General features: G+C 47.7%; 19 protein-coding genes. 5 read left to right on the top strand and 14 right to left on the bottom strand.

Annotated elements, in window-relative coordinates; genetic code table 11:
* Positions 1–315: 315 nt before the first annotated feature.
* The 11 genes from GKS34_RS12760 to GKS34_RS12710 form a co-directional block, all read right to left on the bottom strand.
* Positions 316–2166, bottom strand: a complete 1851-nt coding sequence (locus tag GKS34_RS12760; protein WP_240459291.1) for a Xaa-Pro dipeptidyl-peptidase — start codon at positions 2164–2166, stop codon at positions 316–318.
* Positions 2167–2246: 80 nt separating this feature from the next.
* A complete protein-coding gene (locus GKS34_RS12755; RefSeq protein ID WP_163385211.1) occupies positions 2247–2801 on the bottom strand; it encodes an OmpH/Skp family outer membrane protein in 555 nt (184 codons plus the stop codon).
* A 21-nt stretch (positions 2802–2822) separates the two neighbouring features.
* The gene (locus GKS34_RS12750) at positions 2823–3347 is read right to left on the bottom strand and encodes an OmpH/Skp family outer membrane protein (protein WP_163385210.1); all 525 of its coding nucleotides are present in this window, start codon (positions 3345–3347) and stop codon (positions 2823–2825) included.
* A 2-nt stretch (positions 3348–3349) separates the two neighbouring features.
* The gene (locus tag GKS34_RS12745) at positions 3350–6061 is read right to left on the bottom strand and encodes a BamA/OMP85 family outer membrane protein (RefSeq protein WP_163385209.1); all 2712 of its coding nucleotides are present in this window, start codon (positions 6059–6061) and stop codon (positions 3350–3352) included.
* An 89-nt stretch (positions 6062–6150) separates the two neighbouring features.
* A complete protein-coding gene (uppS, locus tag GKS34_RS12740; RefSeq protein ID WP_163385208.1) occupies positions 6151–6891 on the bottom strand; it encodes an undecaprenyl pyrophosphate synthase in 741 nt (246 codons plus the stop codon).
* Between the two features lie 71 nt (positions 6892–6962).
* Positions 6963–7721, bottom strand: a complete 759-nt coding sequence (gene porG, locus GKS34_RS12735) for a type IX secretion system protein PorG (RefSeq protein ID WP_163385207.1) — start codon at positions 7719–7721, stop codon at positions 6963–6965.
* Between the two features lie 74 nt (positions 7722–7795).
* The gene (locus GKS34_RS12730) at positions 7796–8671 is read right to left on the bottom strand and encodes an NAD kinase (protein ID WP_163385206.1); all 876 of its coding nucleotides are present in this window, start codon (positions 8669–8671) and stop codon (positions 7796–7798) included.
* Between the two features lie 6 nt (positions 8672–8677).
* A complete protein-coding gene (locus GKS34_RS12725) occupies positions 8678–9343 on the bottom strand; it encodes a CBS domain-containing protein (RefSeq protein WP_163385205.1) in 666 nt (221 codons plus the stop codon).
* A gap of 129 nt (positions 9344–9472) precedes the next feature.
* Positions 9473–10066 (bottom strand): anthranilate synthase component II, encoded by a 594-nt coding sequence (locus GKS34_RS12720; protein ID WP_163385204.1) that lies wholly within the window; start codon positions 10064–10066, stop codon positions 9473–9475.
* Positions 10050–10595 (bottom strand): CvpA family protein, encoded by a 546-nt coding sequence (locus GKS34_RS12715; protein ID WP_163385203.1) that lies wholly within the window; start codon positions 10593–10595, stop codon positions 10050–10052. Before GKS34_RS12715 ends, GKS34_RS12720 begins: the two co-directional genes overlap by 17 nt.
* An 8-nt stretch (positions 10596–10603) precedes the next feature.
* Complete coding sequence (locus GKS34_RS12710; protein WP_163385202.1) at positions 10604–11056, bottom strand: GatB/YqeY domain-containing protein; 453 nt, start codon at positions 11054–11056, stop codon at positions 10604–10606.
* A 148-nt stretch (positions 11057–11204) separates the two neighbouring features.
* Here GKS34_RS12710 and GKS34_RS12705 point away from each other — a divergent pair, with 148 nt between their 5' ends.
* The 3 genes from GKS34_RS12705 to GKS34_RS12695 all read left to right on the top strand — a co-directional run bounded on the left by GKS34_RS12705 (position 11205) and on the right by GKS34_RS12695 (position 13163).
* Positions 11205–11921, top strand: coding sequence for a pyridoxine 5'-phosphate synthase (locus tag GKS34_RS12705; protein WP_163385201.1), 717 nt, complete (start codon positions 11205–11207; stop codon positions 11919–11921).
* A 153-nt stretch (positions 11922–12074) separates the two neighbouring features.
* Positions 12075–12836 (top strand): alpha/beta fold hydrolase, encoded by a 762-nt coding sequence (locus tag GKS34_RS12700; RefSeq protein WP_163385200.1) that lies wholly within the window; start codon positions 12075–12077, stop codon positions 12834–12836.
* A 24-nt stretch (positions 12837–12860) separates the two neighbouring features.
* Positions 12861–13163, top strand: a complete 303-nt coding sequence (locus GKS34_RS12695; RefSeq protein ID WP_163385199.1) for a hypothetical protein — start codon at positions 12861–12863, stop codon at positions 13161–13163.
* Between the two features lie 46 nt (positions 13164–13209).
* Here the strand turns inward: GKS34_RS12695 and GKS34_RS12690 are convergent, their stop codons facing one another.
* Positions 13210–13443, bottom strand: a complete 234-nt coding sequence (locus GKS34_RS12690; protein ID WP_240459290.1) for a DUF2905 domain-containing protein — start codon at positions 13441–13443, stop codon at positions 13210–13212.
* 11 nt (positions 13444–13454) lie between these two features.
* On the opposite strand from GKS34_RS12690, the gene GKS34_RS12685 reads away from it, so the two are divergent.
* Both GKS34_RS12685 and GKS34_RS12680 read left to right on the top strand, forming a co-directional pair.
* On the top strand, positions 13455–14168 hold the full coding sequence (locus GKS34_RS12685) for an SAM-dependent methyltransferase (RefSeq protein ID WP_163385198.1): 714 nt from the start codon (positions 13455–13457) through the stop codon (positions 14166–14168).
* 652 nt (positions 14169–14820) lie between these two features.
* The gene (locus GKS34_RS12680) at positions 14821–16758 is read left to right on the top strand and encodes a pyrroloquinoline quinone-dependent dehydrogenase (RefSeq protein WP_240459289.1); all 1938 of its coding nucleotides are present in this window, start codon (positions 14821–14823) and stop codon (positions 16756–16758) included.
* Positions 16759–16944: 186 nt separating this feature from the next.
* On the opposite strand, the gene GKS34_RS12675 is transcribed toward GKS34_RS12680, so the two are convergent.
* Both GKS34_RS12675 and GKS34_RS12670 read right to left on the bottom strand, forming a co-directional pair.
* Positions 16945–18351: a SusD/RagB family nutrient-binding outer membrane lipoprotein gene (locus GKS34_RS12675; protein WP_163385196.1), complete on the bottom strand. Its 1407-nt coding sequence runs from the start codon at positions 18349–18351 to the stop codon at positions 16945–16947.
* A gap of 12 nt (positions 18352–18363) precedes the next feature.
* Positions 18364–21462, bottom strand: a complete 3099-nt coding sequence (locus tag GKS34_RS12670) for a SusC/RagA family TonB-linked outer membrane protein (RefSeq protein WP_163385195.1) — start codon at positions 21460–21462, stop codon at positions 18364–18366.
* Positions 21463–21706: the final 244 nt, after the last annotated feature.

Below are 21706 nucleotides of genomic sequence, written 5' to 3'. Positions count from 1 at the left end.
CAGATTCGCGCGGATTTCCACAGATTTATTCGGGTTCTTTCTACTAAACCTTATTATCTCTAATCTATCTGTGTTATCCGTGGTGCACACTTTTTTTCACCACAGATTCGCGCGGATTTCCACAGATTATTTTGGGTTTCTTCTACTTAATCACCCTATCCCTATCTATCTGTGCTAATCTGAGTAATCCGTGGTGCACACTTTTTTTCACCACAGATTAGCACGAATTTCCACAGATTTCTTCGGGTTCTTTCTACTAAACCAGATTATCCCTAATCTATCTGTGCTGATCTATGTTATCTGTGGTGCATAAAACTATTCCGTAGCCGCTTGATAGGCTTCCTTACCTCCCACTACCGGTAGCTGTAGGGAGCTTTTGTCCAGGTCCACCGTCAGTTCCGTGCCGGGTTCGGGCCAAAGCGTAAATTCCTTATCGCTGGAAAAAATCAGCAAACCGATCTGCTGCCCCCGGGGAATTACCTGATCGTCGGGCTGCAGTTCGAACGATAATGTATAAAACTTACCGGGCTTCAGGGCTTCACTTGCTGTCAGGGATTGGTGATTCTGGGGATCTGCCCAGCCCCGGGTGATGATGTTGTCGGTGATCTCCGCATTTTTTCCTTCATTCCAGGGCAAGGACACCAGCCAAACGGAAAGGTTGGCGGCCGGCTTGCTGGATGCCAGGCGAATGGTCATCTCGGCCAGTCCCGATAGGTGCAGGTCTTCCTGGAGCTCCGGGCTCAAAAACAACAGCCGGTGATCGGTCAGTTCGGCCCTGGCCAGGGAAGCCCCATCAAATGAAAAGTTGTCTACCAGCGTTTCCTTACCCTGCCGACCAAGCGGATGGCTACTAAGTTTGCCTGCTGCCGGGGCAGCCCCTTCCAGGAAAAGTTGTACCGCCTCTGATTGGGGATGGGGATAGGCTTCGTAGGGGCTGGGGTTGTCTTGACTGTCTCCTTCCCGTACGATCCATACTTTTGGGTCCTCTTCCACGCCATTTTCCACTCCATGTAGGTAGCGGGTAAACCAGCGGTTCATCATCCGCATGGGCGGCGGTCCCCCGTGCCCATCCTGATGGTAATACAACTGTACCGGCAGACCCATGGATTCGGCCTTTTTATAGATGCGGTAACTGTGTTCCGGCATCACGTTCCAGTCGTTAAAGCCGTGGGCCATCAGCATGGCCGCCTTCATGGGCTCCATTTGATTGAGGTAGTCCCGGCCGGCCCAGAAATCGTTGTAATCTCCGGTAACCCGGTCCATGCCTGCTCTCATTTCAGCATCGCGGATACGGGCATTATTTCCGGCTCTCCTGGCCGTATCTCCGCTGTGAATAAAGTCATACAATACGTCAATGTCTTCTCCCAGGTACCCACCGGGAGAACGCACCAGCCCATGGGAGCGGTAATAGTGGTAATAGGAGGTATTGGGAGCGATGGGAATGATGGCCTCCAGCCCCTCCACCCCGGTGGTGGCCGCAGCCAGGGGAATGGTCCCATTGTAGGAAGTCCCGGTCATGCCTACCTTTCCCGTAGACCAATAGGCCTCCACGAGTTGCCCACCTTGAGGTTGGGTATAGCCTTTAGCCCGCCCACAAAGCCAGTCGATCACGGCTTTGGGGGCCAGGGATTCGTTTTTTCCGCCCACGGTGGGAGCGCCCTGGGAAAGGCCGGTGCCCGGAGAGGAAGAATGCACGACGATATAACCTCGCGGCACCCAGGTTTTAATATGGGAGTCAGAAATAAAGGGCCGGTTGTTGATGGGCGTTACTTCCGGAGAGACCCTTTCTTCCGGCGGGGATCCCAGTTCGTGGCGCACATCCCAAAACAAGCCATCCACATCAGGCGCCACCCCTGCAAAATAGGGACTGCTGACGTAAATGACCGGAAGTTTCAAGCCCTGGTATTCGGTCTGGTATGGGCGGGTCACGGCGACGTGCATACGGTCAGGGTAGCCATCTGCATCGGAGTCGAATTCGGTTTCCACCCAGAGATCATGCCGTACCCAGCGGGCGGGATCCATAAAGGCAGGTACTTCCTGGGCCTCTCCGTTTATGAAATAAGGTTTTGCCTCCGATTGGGCGGCGAGGGGTTGGACAAATAGTCCGCTTGCCAGTAGGAGGCAAAGCATCATTAGGGGCTGTAAGCTATTAGATGGGTTGTTCATGGCTTAAAAATAGGAATTTTTTGAAATAAAAAAGCCCGGTTACAAATGCAACCGGGCTTACTTATTTTTTACGTTTATTATTAATTACTTCCTGGAGCGGGTGCAGGGGTTTCTGGTGCTTCCAAGCCCAACTTCGCCAAAACGAGATCCGTAAAAGGATCATTGTCTTTGGTGTATAAGAGTACGGGAGCTTGTCCTGCCGCCTCAGAGAATACGTGGCTATAGTTGTTTTCGGCCGCTACGGCATTGATAGCATTGTATACCTTGGTTTGAACAGGCTCTAACAATTCCTGCAGCTTGCGCTGATAGGAAGATTGGGCATCTTGCTGAAACTTTTGGATTTCCTGCTCCATGGTTTGAAGTTCTCGCTCCTTGGTGGCACGAGCTTCCTCGGTCATGGTTTGGGCAGACTGCTGATAGCTTTGTAGCTGCTGCTGAAAACTCTGGCTTTTGGTCTGGATTTGCTGCCCCAGCTGATTGCTGTAATCCTGGATATCAGCATCAATTTGCTCCATCTCCGGCATCAGGCTCATGATGTATTCTACATTGGTGTACCCGATTTTCAGATCTTGAGCACTTGCTACAAATCCAAAGCAAAAGAGGACTATTGCTGATAGGATGATTCTTGCTTTCATAATTGTTAAACTTTGTTAATTTTAATTGTTTTCTTCTAATCCTAATTCTTCTATGATAAAATCCGAGTAATCGTGCCTTGGATCCGTATAAATAATAGACGTAGGGCTGGTCGCTTTATCAAACAAAATGGCCAACCCGTTTCTTTTGGCTACCCGGTCTATCGCATCGTAAATGGTGGACTGCAGGGGCTGGAGCAATTCCGACTGTTTTTGGTACAATTGGCCATTTTCGCCGAATATCCGGTTGTTAAATGCTCTGGCTTCCTGTTGCTTTTCCCGGATCAATGCCAATCGCTCCTGATACATCTCGTCTGTCAATAAAACCTGCTCTCCCTGAAGGTCACTATACATCTGCTGGATTTCGTCTTCCAAATTTTGTGCCTCTTTTCTCCACTCCGTACTTACCGCTGCCATTTCCTCCTGAATCTTTTTGTAATCCGGGTGTTTGTTCAGGATATACTCCGTATCCACATAGCCCATTTTCTGCGCTGACAGGAGCATGGGGAAAAGGGAAAGCAAAAGTAACAATTTCAGCGATTTTTCCATAATTATCTGAATTGTTGCCCGATGGTAAAGTGGAACATGCCACCACTTGGTCCGGGATTGGGATTGCTGAGGGTTGGGATTTCGTCAAACCCATAGCCCCAATCAATACCCAGCAGGCCAAAGGCCGGCATGAATATTCGGGCACCAAAGCCGGCAGATTTCTTCAGGTCATACGGATTGTAGTCGGCATAGTTGCCCCAGTTATTTCCAGCTTCAGCAAAGCCCAGCAGGAAAATGGTCGCCGAAGGATTGGGCGATACCAAAAACCGAAGTTCCATCACGTGCTTGTTGTACACCACTCCACCGTAAGGAATCGGAGCGTTCGCCTGTCCCCGGAATTCCCTTCCTGGGGTAATGGACTGATTTTCGTAGCCACGAAGCCCTATGATCTCCTGCCCCAGGGCAAAGTTATTCATGTTCATCCCATCACCTCCCAGCACAAAACGCTCCAGCGGGATGATTCCAATCCGGTCTCCATAGGAACCCACAAATCCAAGGTGAGTTCGGGCACTCAATACCAGCTTATTCGACCCAAAAAGAGGGGTGTACAACGAAGCATCAAACATCCACTTATGGTATTCCAGCCACTGGTACTTTTCTTCGTCCGAAGATTCCTGATTGATACCTGGATTCATGGAAGTATAAGGCGGCGTGAGGGATGCACTCAGGGTAATGTTCGATCCGAAACGGGGATAAATGGGATTATCAATGTTGTTTCGGGCAATGGTGGTATTAAGCGCAACACTTCGGGCCGTACCGGTATTGTAGCTTAGACCAAAGAAATTACCGTATTCGTCAAAATCATAGACCTGAAACTGAAGGCTGTTGCTGACCTGGAAGTAATCATCCGGCCAGGTGACCCGTTTGGCCAATCCAATAGTGGCACCGGTAATCTTAAAAGATCCCAGTTCCTGCCCGAAATTATTTCGGTTGAAGAAGTCGATTTGCCGTTGTACCGAGTGGTTAAAGCTAAAGCTAAGGGCATTGGGCTTCCTTCCTCCAAACCAGGGTTCGGTGAAGGACATGCTGTAGTTCTGAAAACTACGTCCATTTGCCTGTACCCGTAGGGAAAGCTTCTGCCCATCCCCCACTGGCAACGGTCGCCACTTCGAAAAGTCCCGGATGTTTTTGATGGAGAAGTTATTGAAGGTAAGTCCTACGGTACCGACAAAGCCAAACAGACCGCCCCAGCCACCGGAAAGCTCGATCTGATCATTTGGCCGTTCTTCCAGTTTGAAGGTAATGTCCACCGTGGCATCCTCAAAATTAGGACGCATATCGGGTTCGATATTTTCCGGGTTAAAATAGCCAATCTGGGAAAGTTCCCGGATGGTCCGCACCAGGGCACTTCTGTCAAACTTTTGCCCGGGAAGGATACGGATTTCCCGCATCACTACGTGATCACTTGTCCGCTCGTTACCTTCTATGGAAACGCTATTTACTGTCACCTGAGGCCCTTCGAATATCCGCATTTGGATGTCGATGGAATCGGCCTGCACGTTTACTTCTACCGGGTCAATTCTAAAAAACAAGTATCCATTGTCCTGATACAGGGAACTGACGTCATCCCCTCGTTGGGGATCGTAGTTAAGCCTTTTGTCCAGCTTTTCCTTATTATAGATATCCCCCTTATAGATACCCAATTTGGCCTGAAGTTCTTCATCGGTATGAATGTAGTTTCCCGAGAAGGTAATATTTCGGTAATAATATTGCTGCCCTTCCTCTATGTCTATATCGATATTGATGCGGCTATCGTCAAAGCGATAGACGCTATCAGAAAGGATTTCGGCATCCCGATACCCGCGGCTGTTGTAAAAATCGATGACTGCGTCTTTGTCATCCCTGTAATCGCTGCGGACAAATTTAGACCCGTTAAAGAAATTGAGCTTGAAATTGGTATTGATGTATTCCCTGATCTGGTCCTCCGTCACGGGGTTTCGCTTTACGATGGCATTCCCCACGTTTTTGGGACTGGCGTTGAGCAGTCTGGAAACCAGGTCCTTAAAAATATATACACGCGCATGTTCGTTGGTCCCTTTCATCTTTTTCTTGATGCGGGGGGCGGTTATGTTATCATTCCCGGAAATCTGAATTTCATTAATCCGAACTTTGCTTTTCTTTTCCACATCAAACCGCAGCTTCACACTGTTGGGCAGGGTGGTATCGCGTTCCTGGACTACCTTCACCTCCGCATTGAGAAAACCTTTCCCTACGAAATAATCCCGGATATTTCGCTGAGCGTTGTTCAAAACATCGTCTCTCACCACTCTTCCGCGGATATTCACCTTGTCCTCGAGTTCGCCTTCCTGGGTTTTGTTGACTCCGGAAAATTCCACCCGGCTAAAGCGGGGTCTTTCTGTAAGGTCCAGGAGCAGGTAGATGTCATCACCTTCGATTTTGGTAACCAAAATTTTGACGTCACCGATGATTCCCTGGGCCCAGAGTTTCTTCAGGGCACCGGAGATGGCATCCCCCGGAACGGTAATCTCGTCGTCTACCCGGAGTCCTGCCAGGGAAATAATGGCTGTTTCATCCAGGGTACTCAGTCCCACTGCTTCTATTCCGGCAATCCGATACGTCTTTGGATTGGAATAGTCCAAATCTATAATATCTACCGGCTCCTGACGGGTATACCGGCTTTGTCCCAATCGAATCTGGGCTTCTGCCACTCCGGTCACTAGCAGCAAGTAAATAATCAGTAAATAGTTTCTCATTTCAAACGATAAGTTTAACTCCTAATCCCAGGGATTAGCGAGCTGAAATAACCTGAAAATATAGTTTTCTTTTCAGGCCTGTGTTGTTATTAGGAGGGCTTAATCTGGGCACCGGTTTTGCCAAACCTTCTTTCCCTTTTCTGATAGGCCAAAATGGCTTCATGCAGGTCTTTTTTTCGAAAATCCGGCCACAATACTTCCGTGAAGTAAAGTTCGGTGTATGCCAGCTGCCACAACATAAAGTTGCTGATCCTGATTTCACCACTGGTGCGGATCAACAACTCGGGATCGGGAATTCCGGTGGTATTCAAAAAGGAAGCTATTGTTTCCTGGTTGATTTTTTCCTCCGGGATTTCCCCGCTGACTACTTTTTTGACAATTTCCCGTACCGCCTGAGTAATTTCCCAGCGTCCGCTATAGCTCAGGGCCAGCACGACTGTCATGCCGGTATTGGCCGCTGTCTTTTCCTTTCCAAGGGACAGGTGCTCCCTGCATTTTCCGGGAAGGCTATCGGTATCGCCGATGGTGCTCAGGCGTATATTATTCTCCATCATGGTGGGCACCTCATCGGTAATAGCCTGTACCAGGATTTCCATCAAGGCATCCACTTCTTCCTTGGGGCGGGACCAATTTTCAGTAGAAAATGCGTACAAGGTAATGTATTTCACTCCCAGCTCCGCGGCACCTTCAATGGCATCCCTTACAGCCGCGATGGCGTTCCGATGACCGAAGATGCGCATGGCCCCCTTCTTCTGAGCCCATCGTCCATTGCCATCCATAATTATGGCTATGTGTTGAGGGATCTTCCCCTTATCAATCACTTCCTTCATTCCTATGTACGGTTCCAATTTGTAATGAATCACAAAAATGACACTTCTTTTTCAAAAATTCTATCCTGAGGTCAATTATTGTAAGGATAGCATTTTATCTGATGGAAGGAATAGCTGATTGTAAATCCTAAAAAATAGTACCAATCACGGTCTGAGAGGTTGCCAAAATTGATGGCATTGGGATCCAGAACGGGATCTCCGGTTCCGGGGTCGGTGCGAAAACGGGGGAGGGCAATCGGGTCGGTGGCAATTTTATCCAGGTAGTCGGAAAAGGTGGCCTTGGCTCCTCCTTCAAAGGATAAAAGCAAGCGATCCTTCAACTTGTACTTGATACCCATGCCAAAGGGTAGGATGGCCGAAGTCATCCGGTAACTGCCCGGCTGGGGATCGGCTGAATAGGACTGGCCGTTTCCAAAGAATGTACCTACCCCCAATCCAAAAAACCCAAAAGGTGAAAATCGGGAGGAAGACCGGTGGTTCATGTAATCCAGAAAATGGAATTCCATGGTGGCTGCCAGTTCTACCATGGTGCCGGTGAAATAGGCATTGCGAACCATCGCTACGGGATCAATGGGGCGAATACTATCCGTCGCATTGAGCCGGCTTACGGTAAGCCCTGCTCTCAGGCTCCAGGCATTGTCAAAATTTCGTCTGCCAAACAACGTTCCCTGAATACCCAGTTGGGTGGGGTCTATGGTTCGGATGATGTCTCCGGTATAGCTGCCCGCTCCCAATCCCAATCCTACCTCGTATTGCTGTGCATGAGCAGTTAGCCCATGAAGAAACAATACGGCGGTGAAAATGATCGTGTAATACCTGGCTTTATTCAAGTCGCTGCAATTTATAAACTACCTAACGAATAAAAAACCCGTGGCAGTATCTGCCGGGTTAAATATTGTTAAAACTAATTCCTCATGTCAAAGCCCCAATTCAATTTTTGCCTCAGGGTGTCAAAGAAGCTGTAATTCGGGAATTTAACCAATTTGGCAACAAATTTTTCTTTTTTGATCTTCAAGTCCACCGAAGCATCAATGGGAGTTGACCTGGAATCCAAAGATACCAGAAATTTTTCGCTTCTCCCTTCGATCTTAAAGGTGATTTCACTGTCATCGGAGACCACTATGGGACGCACATTCAGATTATGCGGACTCACCGGAGTAATGACAAAGTTCCTGGCAATGGGCGAAATAAGAGGCCCCCCGCAACTCAGGGAATAGCCGGTGGATCCGGTAGGCGTAGAAACAATCAACCCATCGGACCAGTAGCTGTTGAGATAATCTCCATCAATATACGTGTGCACCGTGATCATGGATGAGGTGTCCCGTTTGTGGATGGTAAACTCATTGAGTCCAAAATTCAGCCCATCAAAAAGCGGAATACTCGACTCCAGACATACCAGACTTCTGTCCTCCAGGGCATACCTGCCTGCCATCAGATCTTCTGCGGCCAGCGCAATTTCCTCCTTGGCAATGGTAGCTAGAAACCCCATACGGCCGGTATTGATACCCAATACAGGAACTTCCCGTGCAGCTACGCGGGAAATAGTGTCCAAAAGCGTCCCGTCCCCACCAATAGAAATGACAAAATCCATCGTTTCCATTCCGGTATTGTCTTCGGGTAGGATAGAAATGGATTGCCTGCTGCCAGTATCTCGTATGGATGGGTGGAGACTTTCGGTGACCCATACCGCTTGTCCCTGGTTTTCAAAAACCTGTATTAACTGCTGAATATACGTATGAAACTCCGGTAAAATGGTGATGCCGTGCAGTAGGATGTTCATGTAAAATCAAATGTCTAAAAATCGTAGCAGGTTGCCCAGCCGATCCTGTTCGCTGCTAATGCCGCCATCTTCCTGGTAATGGTCAATGATTTTATAGCCGAAGCGTTCCAGGGTTGCCTTTATATGCCTTAACTCCACCTGATCTGTTTTAAGGGTTACCTTGATTTTACTATCGTCCAGCGGATCGTTAGAAATAAAGCTGCTGAGGACTTTGGCGTTTTCGGATTCTACCACCCTGGCAATGTCATACAGGCTGTAATCGGTCATAAACATGGAAAGAATCAGCACTCCGCCAGGGGTTTGTATCGAAATCGAATCGGTAAAGGCCGTTACGGCATCCTCTTCCGTAACCACACCCTGGTATTTCATTTCTTTATCCACCACCGCTACCATGCTTACCTGGTTTTCGGAGGCGATTCTAAGCACCTCGTATATATGCCGGTCCAACTGCACCACGCAGGAAGCAGCCAGCAGCTCCACTTCGCCAATGGTCAACTCCGGGTTGTTGATATCGTAAATGATTTCATCCGTAATGAATCCCATAAAAACACCCTTATCTGCAACCGGCAAGATATTCGTCCGGATTTCCTCCATCCAGGATAGGGCCATTTTCACCTTGTCGGTAAATTTCAGGGGTGGGATCAGATGATTGATAAAGTCTAGTGCCCTCATATAGCTAAAGGTATTAAAAGGATTCGTAAAATAAAACGCCTTCCAGCACTCCTTGGTTCAAATCCAAGAGATTCCACCTGTTTTTGGAAAAAATAATCACTTTTTCGCACGGATACAGGCGCAAAAAGCTCAATTGGTCAGTAGCTGCTCCCTCTTCTCTTTGGCGTACAGGTCTATCCAGTTTAACAGCAGCCTCTCACCATGCTGCGTGAGATGGGCTTCTGGATGAAACTGCAACCCTATTAACGGTAGGCTTCGGTGGCAAAATGCCATGAGCTCTCCCCGATCCGTTTCCAGCAGCACTTCCAATTCGGCCGGAAGCCCTTTCAGCTCCAGGGAATGGTATCGGGTCACCTCAAACCGTTCCGGCAGACCCTCAAAAACCGGATGCCCGTTCTTTTGGAATACCGTGGAGACTTTGCCATGCATGGGATACTGGCTTTTCCGGAGACTTGCCCCAAAGCACATGCCCAAGGCCTGGTGCCCCAGGCAAACTCCCAATATCGGGAGGCGATGTATATACCCGGCTGTAATCGCCATAAGGTTACCGGCCAGGGAGGGCGTTTCCGGCCCTGGAGACAAAACCATTGCCGAAAAATCCAGGGATTCCAAATCACGAAGGGTTACATCGTTCCTGACTACACGCACTTCTTCTCCAGACCTTCGCAGGTAATCCGCCAGCATGTACGAAAACGAATCGAAATTATCAATTAACAGGATCACCAGTGGAGCTGTTTACGAGTTCTTTAATGGTAGCAATGGCCGCATCAATGATGGGAGTGTAATCATCCAGAAAAGACACCATGGCTGGAGCTATGGGCACTATCATGGGGTAGATTACCGATCCTTTCCGCATTTCCTCCGGCACCTCAAACTCAAAGGAATGGGCTACCCAAATCAGAAGGCTGATCATAATAGACCACTTAAGTAGTCCTAATATGCTGCCCGCAAAATTGTCGAAGGTACCTAAAATAGTCAGGTCCAGGGCTTGTTTCACCAAATAGGCCAAAATACGGATCGTAATGGTCACCGCCAGAAAGATCAGAATAAAGGCAACAAAAGGAAGCATAAAAGTCAGGCTCTCCACCCGCTCAGCCAACAATTCCGCACCCCAATGCATGAACCGAAAGGCCAGAATAATGCCGATGAAAAAGGCGAGAATAGACAGAAGACCAATAAACAGCCCCTGCCGGTATCCGCTAAAGGCCCCTACGGCCAGCATGCCCAGTATGATAAGATCGATCGTGCTCAAGGAGATACCTAAGAATTAAGCAGGGCTTTGACTTTTTGTGAGATGAGTTTACCGTCTGCCTTTCCGGCCAGTTTTTTGGTGGCCACTCCCATGACCTTGCCCATATCTTTTGGTCCTTCCGCACCGGTTTCGGCGAGAATGGTTTTTAATTCTACCTCCAGTTCTTCCTCCGACAACTGCTGAGGCAGGAATTCCTGAATGACCTGCAGTTCGGAATTTTCAAGAGCGGCAAGGTCTTCTCTACCCTGCTTTTCAAAAATCTCTAAGGAATCTTTTCGCTGTTTGGCGGCTTTGGTCAACAACTGGATTTCTTCTTCTTCGGACAAGCCTTTGTCCCCACTTCCTTTGGTTTCTTCCAGCAAAATAAGCGATTTAATGGCTCTCAGTGCCCGCAACCTGTCCTTGTCCCGGGCCAGCATCGCTTGTTTGATTTCTTTTTCAATGTCAATTTTTAAACTCATGGTATGTTAATTTTAAGTTTGGTTTCTCTTGTGGTGAGCGACCCGAAAGTGGATCAGGAATAAAAAATCAAACGCCTAAACTTCGGCCCAATTACCATTGTTTACGCAATATATTTAATTTAGTGCAAAATTAACGCATATTTGGAACATGACGAAATTAAGTGTCAACATAAATAAAATTGCCACCCTGAGGAATGCCAGGGGAGCCAATAATCCGGACCTGGTAAAAGTGGCTCTGGACGCAGAGCGATTCGGTGCCCAGGGCATTACCGTGCACCCCCGGCCGGACGAGCGGCACATCCGGTACACCGATGTAATGGCCCTGAAAGACCGCATAAAGACGGAATTCAACATTGAAGGCTATCCCGACCGGCGCTATATGGAGATCATTCGGGAAGCCCGTCCGGCCCAGGCCACCCTGGTGCCCGATCCCCCCGAAGCCCTGACTTCCAATACCGGCTGGGACACGATTACACACCGGGAAATGCTACAGGATATCATCGCTGAATTGCACGAATACGGTGTCCGGACCTCCATTTTCATTAATCCGGAAACCCGCTACTTTGAAGCGGCCAAAGCCACCGGCACCGACCGGGTGGAGTTGTATACGGAGCCCTATGCTAGCTTGTATCCTCAGGACCGGGAAAAGGCAGTGGCCCCGTACATAGAGGTATCCCAACTGGCTCGCGAACTGGGGCTGGGACTAAACGCCGGACACGATTTGGACCTGCACAACCTGAAATTTCTAAAGGAAAGTATTCCCTATCTGGATGAGGTGTCGATTGGCCATGCCCTGGTCTGCGATGCCCTGTACTACGGCCTGGAAAACACCATCCAAATGTACCTCAGGCAGTTGGAAGAATAAAAACAGAATAGGATGAAATCGAGCATGACGCAAGCGACGCACGGAGGGATGATTATAAAGCAAGCGAGATTCTCCCGATTTAGTATCGGGACAGGCTATCCCGACCTTTGGTGCGGGACAGGTTATGACCTTTGAAAAGCAAATTATAAACACATGAAACTCAATTTTAAAAAAAGCGGCAAAGGCAAACCCTTTCTGATCCTTCATGGACTGTTTGGATCGGCAGACAATTGGCTGGGAATAGCCAAAAACCTGGAGGAAAGTTATACCTTGTACCTCATTGATCTCCGCAACCACGGCGACTCCCCCCATTCCGAAGAATGGAATTACCAGGTAATGGCGGAAGATCTCCGGGAATTGATGGATGCAGAAGGATTGGATAGCGTGTACCTGTTGGGTCATTCTATGGGAGGAAAAGCGGCCATGAAACTGGCGCTGATGTACCCGGAAAGGGTGGAGAAACTGATCGTAGCCGACATTGCACCCAGGCCTTATCCTGTTCACCACCAGCATATTCTGGAAGCGCTTAACTCCGTGGATCTGAATAAAACCAATTCCAGGAAAGAAGCAGAAGCCCAATTGGCCGAATTCATTGATGAAAAGGGTATCCGGCAGTTTTTATTGAAAAACCTGACTCGAAAAGAGGGTAAGTTTGCCTGGAAAAACAACCTGCCGGTTATCACCCAACAAATAGAAAATGTGGGAGAAGCCATCGAATCGGACAAGCCTTTTGAAAAACCTGTCCTGTTTATGGGCGGGGCCAATTCGGATTACATCAAAAGCAGTGACAAGAAAGATATCGAAGCGCTTTTTCCTGACAATCACATCATCCACCTCAAAGATGCCGGTCACTGGCTTCATGCGGAACAACCGGATGCGGTCATAACCACTATAAATGCTTTTCTAGGTGCTTAACCTCTCATCAAAACTAACCAATTAATGCCCACACGAACTTTACCCAGAAAACAGCTTCGTAAATGGAATGTCCGTAGTAGTACGCTAACCCTGGTTATCTATATTCTTTATGGCGTTTTTTACCGCGTAGAATTGCCTGAATGGTATGATTACTCGCTGCTTGGCATCACCATTTTAAACTTGTTGTTGGTTTTGGGACTGCTTGGCTTTAGCTTAGCCAACAGGCATCTGGTCGATCATTTTAAAACCGCCGCTTTTTTAGGAATTTTTAGATTGGTAATCAATGTGGTTTTACTAATACTCATCATAAACAATGGCTTCTTATAGGTTTTTCGTACCTATTTCTCTAGGTTTTAAGGTTCAGAACTTTCGTTTATCCTCCGAACTTTCGCCATAAATAAAGCAATAAGGTTAACAACAAACTGATCAGAATACTGGTACCCAGGGGAAAATAAAAGGTAAAATTTTCTTTTTTGAACACCATGTCTCCGGGGACGCCTTTGAAACCGGGAAATTTGGGCAACCACCAAAGCAGCAATCCGGCGATTACTAACAACAGTCCGATAATAATAAGTATTTTTGCAAACGAAGGCATTCCATTTTCCATACCCAAAAATAATGAAAGCAAAGGGAATAGTATACCTGGTACCGAATGTATTGGTGCTTGAAACCGGTCCTGACATCATGGCCCCTCTGGTCAAAAACGTAATTGCAGCTACCTCCTATTACCTGGTCGAAGACTTCCGAACGGCCCGCAGGTACATTAGCAGCCTGAAATTGGGCGTCAATCTGGAAGAGGTACGGATGGAAAAGCTGGATAAAAAAACGCCGGATCCGCAGGTAAAAAAACTCCTTGAACCGGTGCTAAATGGGCAGGACGTGGGGATCCTATCCGAAGCGGGTTGCCCGGGTATCGCCGATCCCGGGGCCAAAGCGGTGGCCTGGGCGCACCGTCTGGGGATACGGGTGGTTCCCTTGCCGGGGCCCTCATCCATGTTTCTGGCTCTAATGGGTTCCGGCTTTAATGGACAGGCCTTCACCTTTCACGGGTACCTTCCCATCGAGCGAAAAGCCCGCATAGAGGCTATCAAGGAATTGGAAAAGACGGCCCTGCAGCAGAAGGTTACTCAGCTATTTATGGAAACTCCTTTTAGAAATAACCGCTTGCTGGAAGATTTGCTGGAGCAACTGGACGGGCGGACCGAACTTTGTATTGCCAGTGAACTTACAGGAGAAGGGGAGTCCATTCGTACCAAAAAGGTGGCGGACTGGCGTAAGGAAAGACCGGATCTACACAAAATACCGGCGGTATTTTTGATTGGAGCGTCTTAAATGAAAACTAAATTCGACCTAAATCAAGGCCATTTATATCCTTTTTTGTCAATAGGCACTCCCATTTTTTCTGAATTTAGTGTTTTTTCTAGAGCCCTCTTGCGAACCTGTCGAATGAAGATCTTTTCTTTGAAAACGGGTAGGCCTGGCAGTTCAACCTGTCTTTCCAGAGCAGTGTAGCACTTACAGTCAGTTTCTAGCATTTTCTACACGCATTTACCAGGGCAAAACCGGCGTTGCGGCATTTGCCGTTTCGGTTAGAAAGGAAAGAAAGTACTCATAATATGATTTTGAGATCGGGTACGATTGGCCATTTCAAATGGCTTTTTGACAAGTAGTATCTGTTTACACCATTATTGGATTTACCTTTACTGAGTTTTTTTTAGTATGCCTTTTATGACCTCTATTTCTGAACCTTCTTTCAATATGTAACCATTTCTCAACAAAATTTTATACCAAAAAAATGTTCATTCAAATGGATTAGGTTCTCTTTTTTAAAAATATTCCTATCTATAGGAAGCAAGTGAAAACCCATCATAGTTTGCTGGAATCGTGCTTGTAAGTGCTTAATATTAAGTTTTTTCATTGTTTTAAACCGGGGAAAATGATTATTTTTCCTTTGATTAAGTAAGGTACTATGATGCTCACAACCATGAAAATTATTTTCTTTCTGTTTTTATTCCTTTCCCTGACACAGCCTGATGCTGTTTTTGGACAGGGAAATGACAGGGAATGGCCGGCCTATGGAGGCGACCCGGGTGGCATGCGGCATGCAGCGCTTTCCCACATAACCCCCGATAATGTCAATCAGCTGAAAGTGGCCTGGACCTACCGTACCGGGGAATTGGAATACTACCGAAACAATGATGCAGCAGAAAAAGCAGCTTTTGAAGCCACCCCTTTGATGGTGGAGGGAGTGTTGTATCTGAGTACTCCGAGCAATCGGGTCATTGCTTTGGATGCCGTTTCCGGTGCCGAAAAGTGGACGTTTGACCCAAAAGTAAACCTGAAAGAGGACTACTCTGAAATTACTTCCCGGGGCGTATCCACCTGGCCAGGACCGGATGTAGTGGGAAATAATTTGGAGCGAAGAATCTACCTGGCCACTATTGACGGCCGTATGATTTCCCTATCGGCGGCTACCGGCAAGCCAATTTCTGATTTTGGCAAAAAGGGAACTATTGACTTACGAAAAGGTATCGGCCCAATCAGTGTAACCTCACCTCCCGCGATCATCGGGAATACCCTAATTACCGGCACTTCCATGGGTGATAATCAACGGTTGAATTATGAACGAGGAGTTGTGAGGGCGTATGATGTATTGACTGGAAAGTTGAAATGGAGTTGGGATCCCATACCCAGAGCGGCAGGAGATCCGGCAAGAGCTACCTGGATAGGAAAAAAGGCCGCTCAGACCGGAGCCGCCAATGCCTGGTCAATTCTTTCGGTTGATCCGGAAAGAGACCTGGTGTTTATCCCAACTACTAGTCCCAGTCCTGATTACTATGGAGGAGAACGCATTGGGAAGAATGAATATGCCAATTCAATCGTAGCCCTCCGGGCCAGTACGGGTGAGCTGGTGTGGCATTTCCAGACCGTTCACCACGATCTCTGGGATTACGATAACGCTGCCCAACCAGCACTAATTAATGTAGAAAGGAATGGGTTAAAGTTGCCTGCTGTCGCGGTGGGTACCAAGATGGGGCATATTTTTATTTTGCATAGAGAAACCGGTAAGCCCTTATTCCGGGTGGAAGAACGGCCTGTTCCCCGAAGCGAGGTGCCCGGTGAACAAGCGTATCCTACCCAGCCTTTTCCGATTTTGCCAAGGCCGGTTGGGCCACAGCACATAAGTGTAGCAGATGCCTGGGGATTAACCGAAGTCGAAAGGGAAATTGCAGAAAACCGAATCGCATCCTTACGAAATGAGGGGCCGTTTACGCCGCCAAGCCTGCAAGGTACCATGGTGACCCCTTCCAATGCAGGAGGTGTGCATTGGGGAGGAGTTACTTACGATCCCGAACGAAAGCTATTGATCACCAACATCAACCGCCTGGTAGCTGTTGTCCGCCTGATCCCCCGGGAAAAACTTAAGGAAGAAGAAGGAAAGAATGAGGCCCTTTTAAGGGCAGAAACCGGACTTCAGGAGGGAACTCCCTATGTGCTGAAAAGGGATTACCTGTTTGCGAGAAACGAAAGCGGACTGCAAATGCAGACAAAACCGCCCTGGGGAACCTTGCTGGCCATTGACATGAATTCGGGTGAACTCAAATGGGAAGTGCCGCTTGGCTTTATGTACGACCCTCAAACCTATCCGGAAGCAGTGAATTGGGGGTCTATAAACTTCGGAGGTGCCTTGACCACGGCTGGCGGGCTAACTTTTGTGGCCGCTTCATTGGATGGTTTTTTCAGGGCATTTGATACGGAAACCGGTGAGCTTCTTTGGCAAAATCAGCTTCCTGCAAGCGGCCAATCTACGCCCATGTCTTATCAAATTGATAAAAAACAATATGTGGTGATCTCAGCTGGAGGTCATGGAAAGCTGGGAACTCCCCTGGGTGATTACGTCGTGGCTTATGCCTTGGAGTAAGTGATTCCGTTAGTGAATTTTTCCCGCACCCTTAATTAATTGAACTTTCCGGACTTGATTTTCATTTCCCCTTGATTATGGACCGTAGCAAATGAGCTTATGCCAGCCATTTTTCTACTAATAGCGCTGAAAAAAGGGCGAAGTTTGAAACTTCGCCCGGCACAAAAGGTGAGTCAATTTAATTCCTTACTGGTCCCACCAGATTCGGTCCAACAGGGTCACGTCAGGAACATTCTCCCCGTTCCTGCTGACCTCATTATCCGGATAGGCCAATCTCCGGATAAACTGATTGTTCAAATTTGAATTGAGATTTGCAGGCAAGGTCATGTCTTTATAGCCGTAATCAAACCTCCGGGCATCGTTCCAGGTCTCAGGATGCAGGAATAGGGCTACCCATTTTTCCTTTAAAATAGCATCCAGTGTCAGGGATCCCGCTCCTACACTTACACTCGGGTCGGAGAGATAGGCTTCTTTCTCGGATTCAGCCACCTCCAGCATATCCATATGGGCTTCGATGCCTTCCAGGTAAGCAGCATAGGCCCGATTGGGATCACTCATTAAGGCGGCTTCCGCTTCAATAAATTTCTGCTCCGCATAGGTTGCAATCAATAGCGGTGACAGCTCAGAGGTATAAAATTGTCCGGGAATTAGTGTAGATCGGGCTCCTTGTTCCGGTGCATCGCCCCTGCCTGCTCCATTGGGAACACCAATAAACTCTCCATCATCGGTGGTACCTATCATCAGTGGTAGTCTGGGATCAACCGTAGGATACGAAGTACCGTCCAGGGCCTCCACAAACTGAGTGGAAATCCATCCTCCCAAAAGCAGGTTTTCATTATTAATAGCGACCTGGGCCCAGGGATTAAAACGTTGATCAAAAAACGCCACAGCAGCATCGTCTTCGTTTCCGCTAAACCCGTTGTCGAGGGCGGAAAGCAATTCCGTTTCGTTGTAGCTTCCGGTATCTTTGGTATGCAGCATGAATCGGCCTTTGAGCATGTTGGCAAATTTTAGCCAGCTATCCACATCCCCCTGAAATATAAAATCATCATCGCCAATGGAGATGGCGGTGGGTCCCGATAGGTTCTGGATCCCCCGATCCAACAAGCTCAAAATCTCCCCATAAAGTTGCTCGTCATCATCATAGGTAGGAGTGACGGCACTAAAGTCAAATCCCTCCGAATAAGGAACATCTCCGAAAATGTCTACCGTCATCCCCAGGTTCAGCGCCATCAATACTTGCCCTGCGCCCAGATAATGTCCAGCATCCGATTCTTCGGCCTTACTTATTAGATCCGTCAGGTCCGTCATCACATTATACAAGTTAAACCAGGTACCGCTGTAATTCAGCGGATCCATCACATCGGAAGAACTGGCTGGATTGGGTGAAGCCAGGTATTGTACGTAATTGGATGTAATGCTACCAATACGCTGCACGTTCAAAGCTGTCTCGTAGGTGGCGTTGGTCATTAACCCACTTATCGGTGCATCCTGTGGATTATTTGGATTTTCATTTACGTCGAGGAAATTCTCACAGGCACTTGCCCCAAAAAGAAGCAATGCGCCCAGAATTAGATTATATATAGATTTCATAGTAGCTGAAAATTAAAGTCCAAGGTTCAGATTAAAGAAAACGCTCTGTACACCCGGGAAGCCCAGGCCGGTAAATCCTACGGCATTGCCACCAGCACCCGCAGAGAAAGACTCCGGATCGAAGCCATCCCAGGGAGTATATAAGATGATGTTATTGGCCGCCACCGATACTCTGGCGGATCGAAATGGTGTGTTTCCTAAAATATTCGGGCTCAGATTATAGGCAAGCGTCAGGTTTCTCAACTTGATAAAACTGGCATCCGAGACAAAGTTTTCGCTGGTAGTCCGGTAGTGATTTCTCCAGTAGCCGGCACCATAGTCGACCCCATCAGGCCCTTCTCCCTGACCTAACCAAACTTCCTGCGTGTTGGGTGACCCGTCGGCAAGAACTCCTTCAAATACCCTGAAATCTTCCCGGGCCTCTGTAAATTCATTTTTCCCAAAAGCGGAAAGGAAATTATTGTATTGGTTGTACTGGTCCACTCCGGTTCTAAAATCCACCAAAAAGGACAACTCAAACCCTTTGTAGGTAAAATCGTTCCGGATACCGCCGATCCATTTGGGCACCGCATTTCCAAGAATCAATTGGGTCCCGTTCCTTACTGGAAAGCCATTGGCTCCAATGATCACCGGAAGGCTCCGGTCAAGAAACAGATTGTCCGGATCCGCTCCCAACCGCTGATAAGAGCTGCCGAAAATGTTGCCATAGGCTTCTCCCTCAATTAGCTTCATCGTAACGGTAGACCCCACATAACCAAACTGGCTGCCGACTACTATCTCATCAATACCTTCCCTGATGGATTTGATTTCATTGTTATTGATGGAAAGGTTGGCATTGATATTCCAGGAAAAATCCTGAGTCTGTACCGGCGTGCCTCCCAAAATAAATTCAAATCCGCTGTTTTCAATTTCCCCTGCGTTGGTGATATAGGAAGAAAAGCCAGTTGCGTCAGAAATGGGAACAGGAATAATCTGGTCTTTGGCGTTGGACTTGTAATAGGTCACATCGAAGTTAGCCCTGTTATCCCAGAAGGCCGTCTGAATTCCAAATTCCACAGAGGTGGTTTGCTCTGGCCGCAGATTGGGATCTCCGAAGACCGAGTTCCGGGTAAATCCCACCTGTCCGTTCAATGGAAATATGGACGGAGAAGCATAGGTAGCCCCTAAGATGTGGGGATTGGTATCTTTTCCTACCTGCGCCCAGGAAGCGCGTAATTTCCCAAAAGTAAGCCAGGATGGCAGACTTAGATTTTCGCTGATTACATAGCCAAGGTTTACCGAAGGGTAAAAGAAGGAATTGTTGTCCTTGGGCAAGGTGGAGGATATGTCGTTTCTTCCGGTAATGTTCAAAAACAGGTAGTTTTTATAATCTACCATCAAGTCTCCGTAATAACCGATCAACCTTCGAAGACTTTTGCCCTGGCCGGCGAAAATCTGGGTAGTATTGTTCAGGTTATAAAACTCAGGGATCACAAAATTTTCTCCCCTCGCCGTAACCCGATCATACCGTCTTTCAAAAATATCGTTTCCAAGCCTTAGGCTGGTATTCCAATCTGCATTGAATTGTTTTTTAAGGGTAATGTAGAAGTTGGAGGTAAGATCCCGGCTGTTTATTCGCGTCTCCTCTAGAAGACCCGTGGAGCTCAGGGCTACTTCCCCATCAATTCCCTTTGGGCCAGGAGTGATTTCTGTCCGCACATCGCTATAGAAATCATTTCCCAGGCGGTAGGAAAACGACAACCAGTCCGTAGGATTGTAATTCATGTTAATGTTTCCAATGATACGGTTTACGTCGTCTTCGTAGGTAGCAAAGCGCGCATCGTAGATCGGGTTGGTATTGCCATAGGTTCGCATGGTACCGTCTTCGTTAATGTAATCCCGAACGTCTGTGGTTTCAGACCAATACATCATGCGCTCCATAAAGCGGTCATGGGGTACCCGGTTTCCACCTGTATTGGAGAAATTAATGGATCCGGAGAAGTCAAATTTCTCGCTGGCCTTCACCGAACCGGATAACTTGGCCGTGGTCCTGTCCCAGGTTGAAAAAGGGATAATTCCCTCCTGCATGAGGTTACCGAAAGATCCGTAAAAAGTAGCGACTTCATTCCCACCAGAGATACTAACGCTATTATCTACCTGCACGCCTGTGTTAAAGGCCCTGTTCCAGTTGTCCTGATACATGTGATCCGGTACGGTCTGTTGGACCTCAGCGATGGGTGCTCCCCAGGAAGGCCAGAAACTGCTGGGTTGGTATTCCCCACTGAATCCCTGCCCGTATTCATCCTGTAACTTGGGCAGCCGGTTCAGGGTTTCCAAACCAACCGAACCGCTGTAATTGACCCGGATTTGTCCTTCTTTTCCTTTTTTTGTGGTAATAATCACGGCACCATTGGCAGCCCGAACGCCATACAACGCGGTTGCGGCAGCACCTTTAAGCACCGACATGGATTCAATATCATTTGGATTGACGTCTGCCATCCGGTTCGATAGCCCTCTGGGTGTACCGGAAGATTCTATGGTCGAATTATCTACTGGTACCCCATCCACCACAAACAGGGGTTGGTTGTCCGCACCGGGATCCAGGGAGTTGATGCCCCGGATAATGATTCTTGCCGATTGACCCGGCGCTCCACCTGAATTGGTGACCTGAACGCCTGCTACCTGGCCCTGCAAGGCATTAACCAGGTTGGGCTGTTTCATTTTCGTAATGGCCTCCGAATCGATGCTTTGAGCGGAATAGCCCAGAGACTTTTTCTCCTGAGAAATACCAAAGGCCGTTACAATGAATTCATCCAAATCTCCAGCTTCCGGACTCAATGCAATATTCAATGTTTGCCTGTTTCCAACTTGCTCGGATTGGGTAGCAAAACCAATAAACGAAAAGAGCAAAACGGCATCAGGACCTGGAACTACCAGGGAATAATTTCCTTCCAGATCAGATACGGTCCCCGTGCTGCTGCCTTCAATCACGATGCTCACTCCTGGTAGTGCTTCTCCATCCTCGGTGGAGGTAACCTTACCACTGACCGTCCGCTGCTGTGCCAGCAAATAGGACCCCTGCAACATAAAGCAGAACAGTAGTAATAAAAGATAAGTAAAATTTTTTTTCATAATGTACTCCTTTTGTGGTTTATACTAACTTACATTTTTTACCCGCTAACCATTTAAAAAGATTAGTTAAAGGACTGTCATTCTAATAACTTTTCGGGTTAGTTTTGGTTCATCCCATTCGGGAAATCCACGATTAAGGTAAGTATAAAACGTTAAAACGAATAAATACGGTGCCTATTTTTTAAAAAAAATATTCAAAAAGTTCAATTCGCCAATCGCATATTTTGTTCTGTTTTGGGTAGGT

This window comes from Cyclobacterium jeungdonense (assembly GCF_010994275.1).
Lineage (GTDB): Bacteria > Bacteroidota > Bacteroidia > Cytophagales > Cyclobacteriaceae > Cyclobacterium > Cyclobacterium jeungdonense.
The sequence above is the reverse complement of the archived record's forward strand: the minus strand, read 5'-3'. Positions and strand labels throughout refer to the sequence as shown.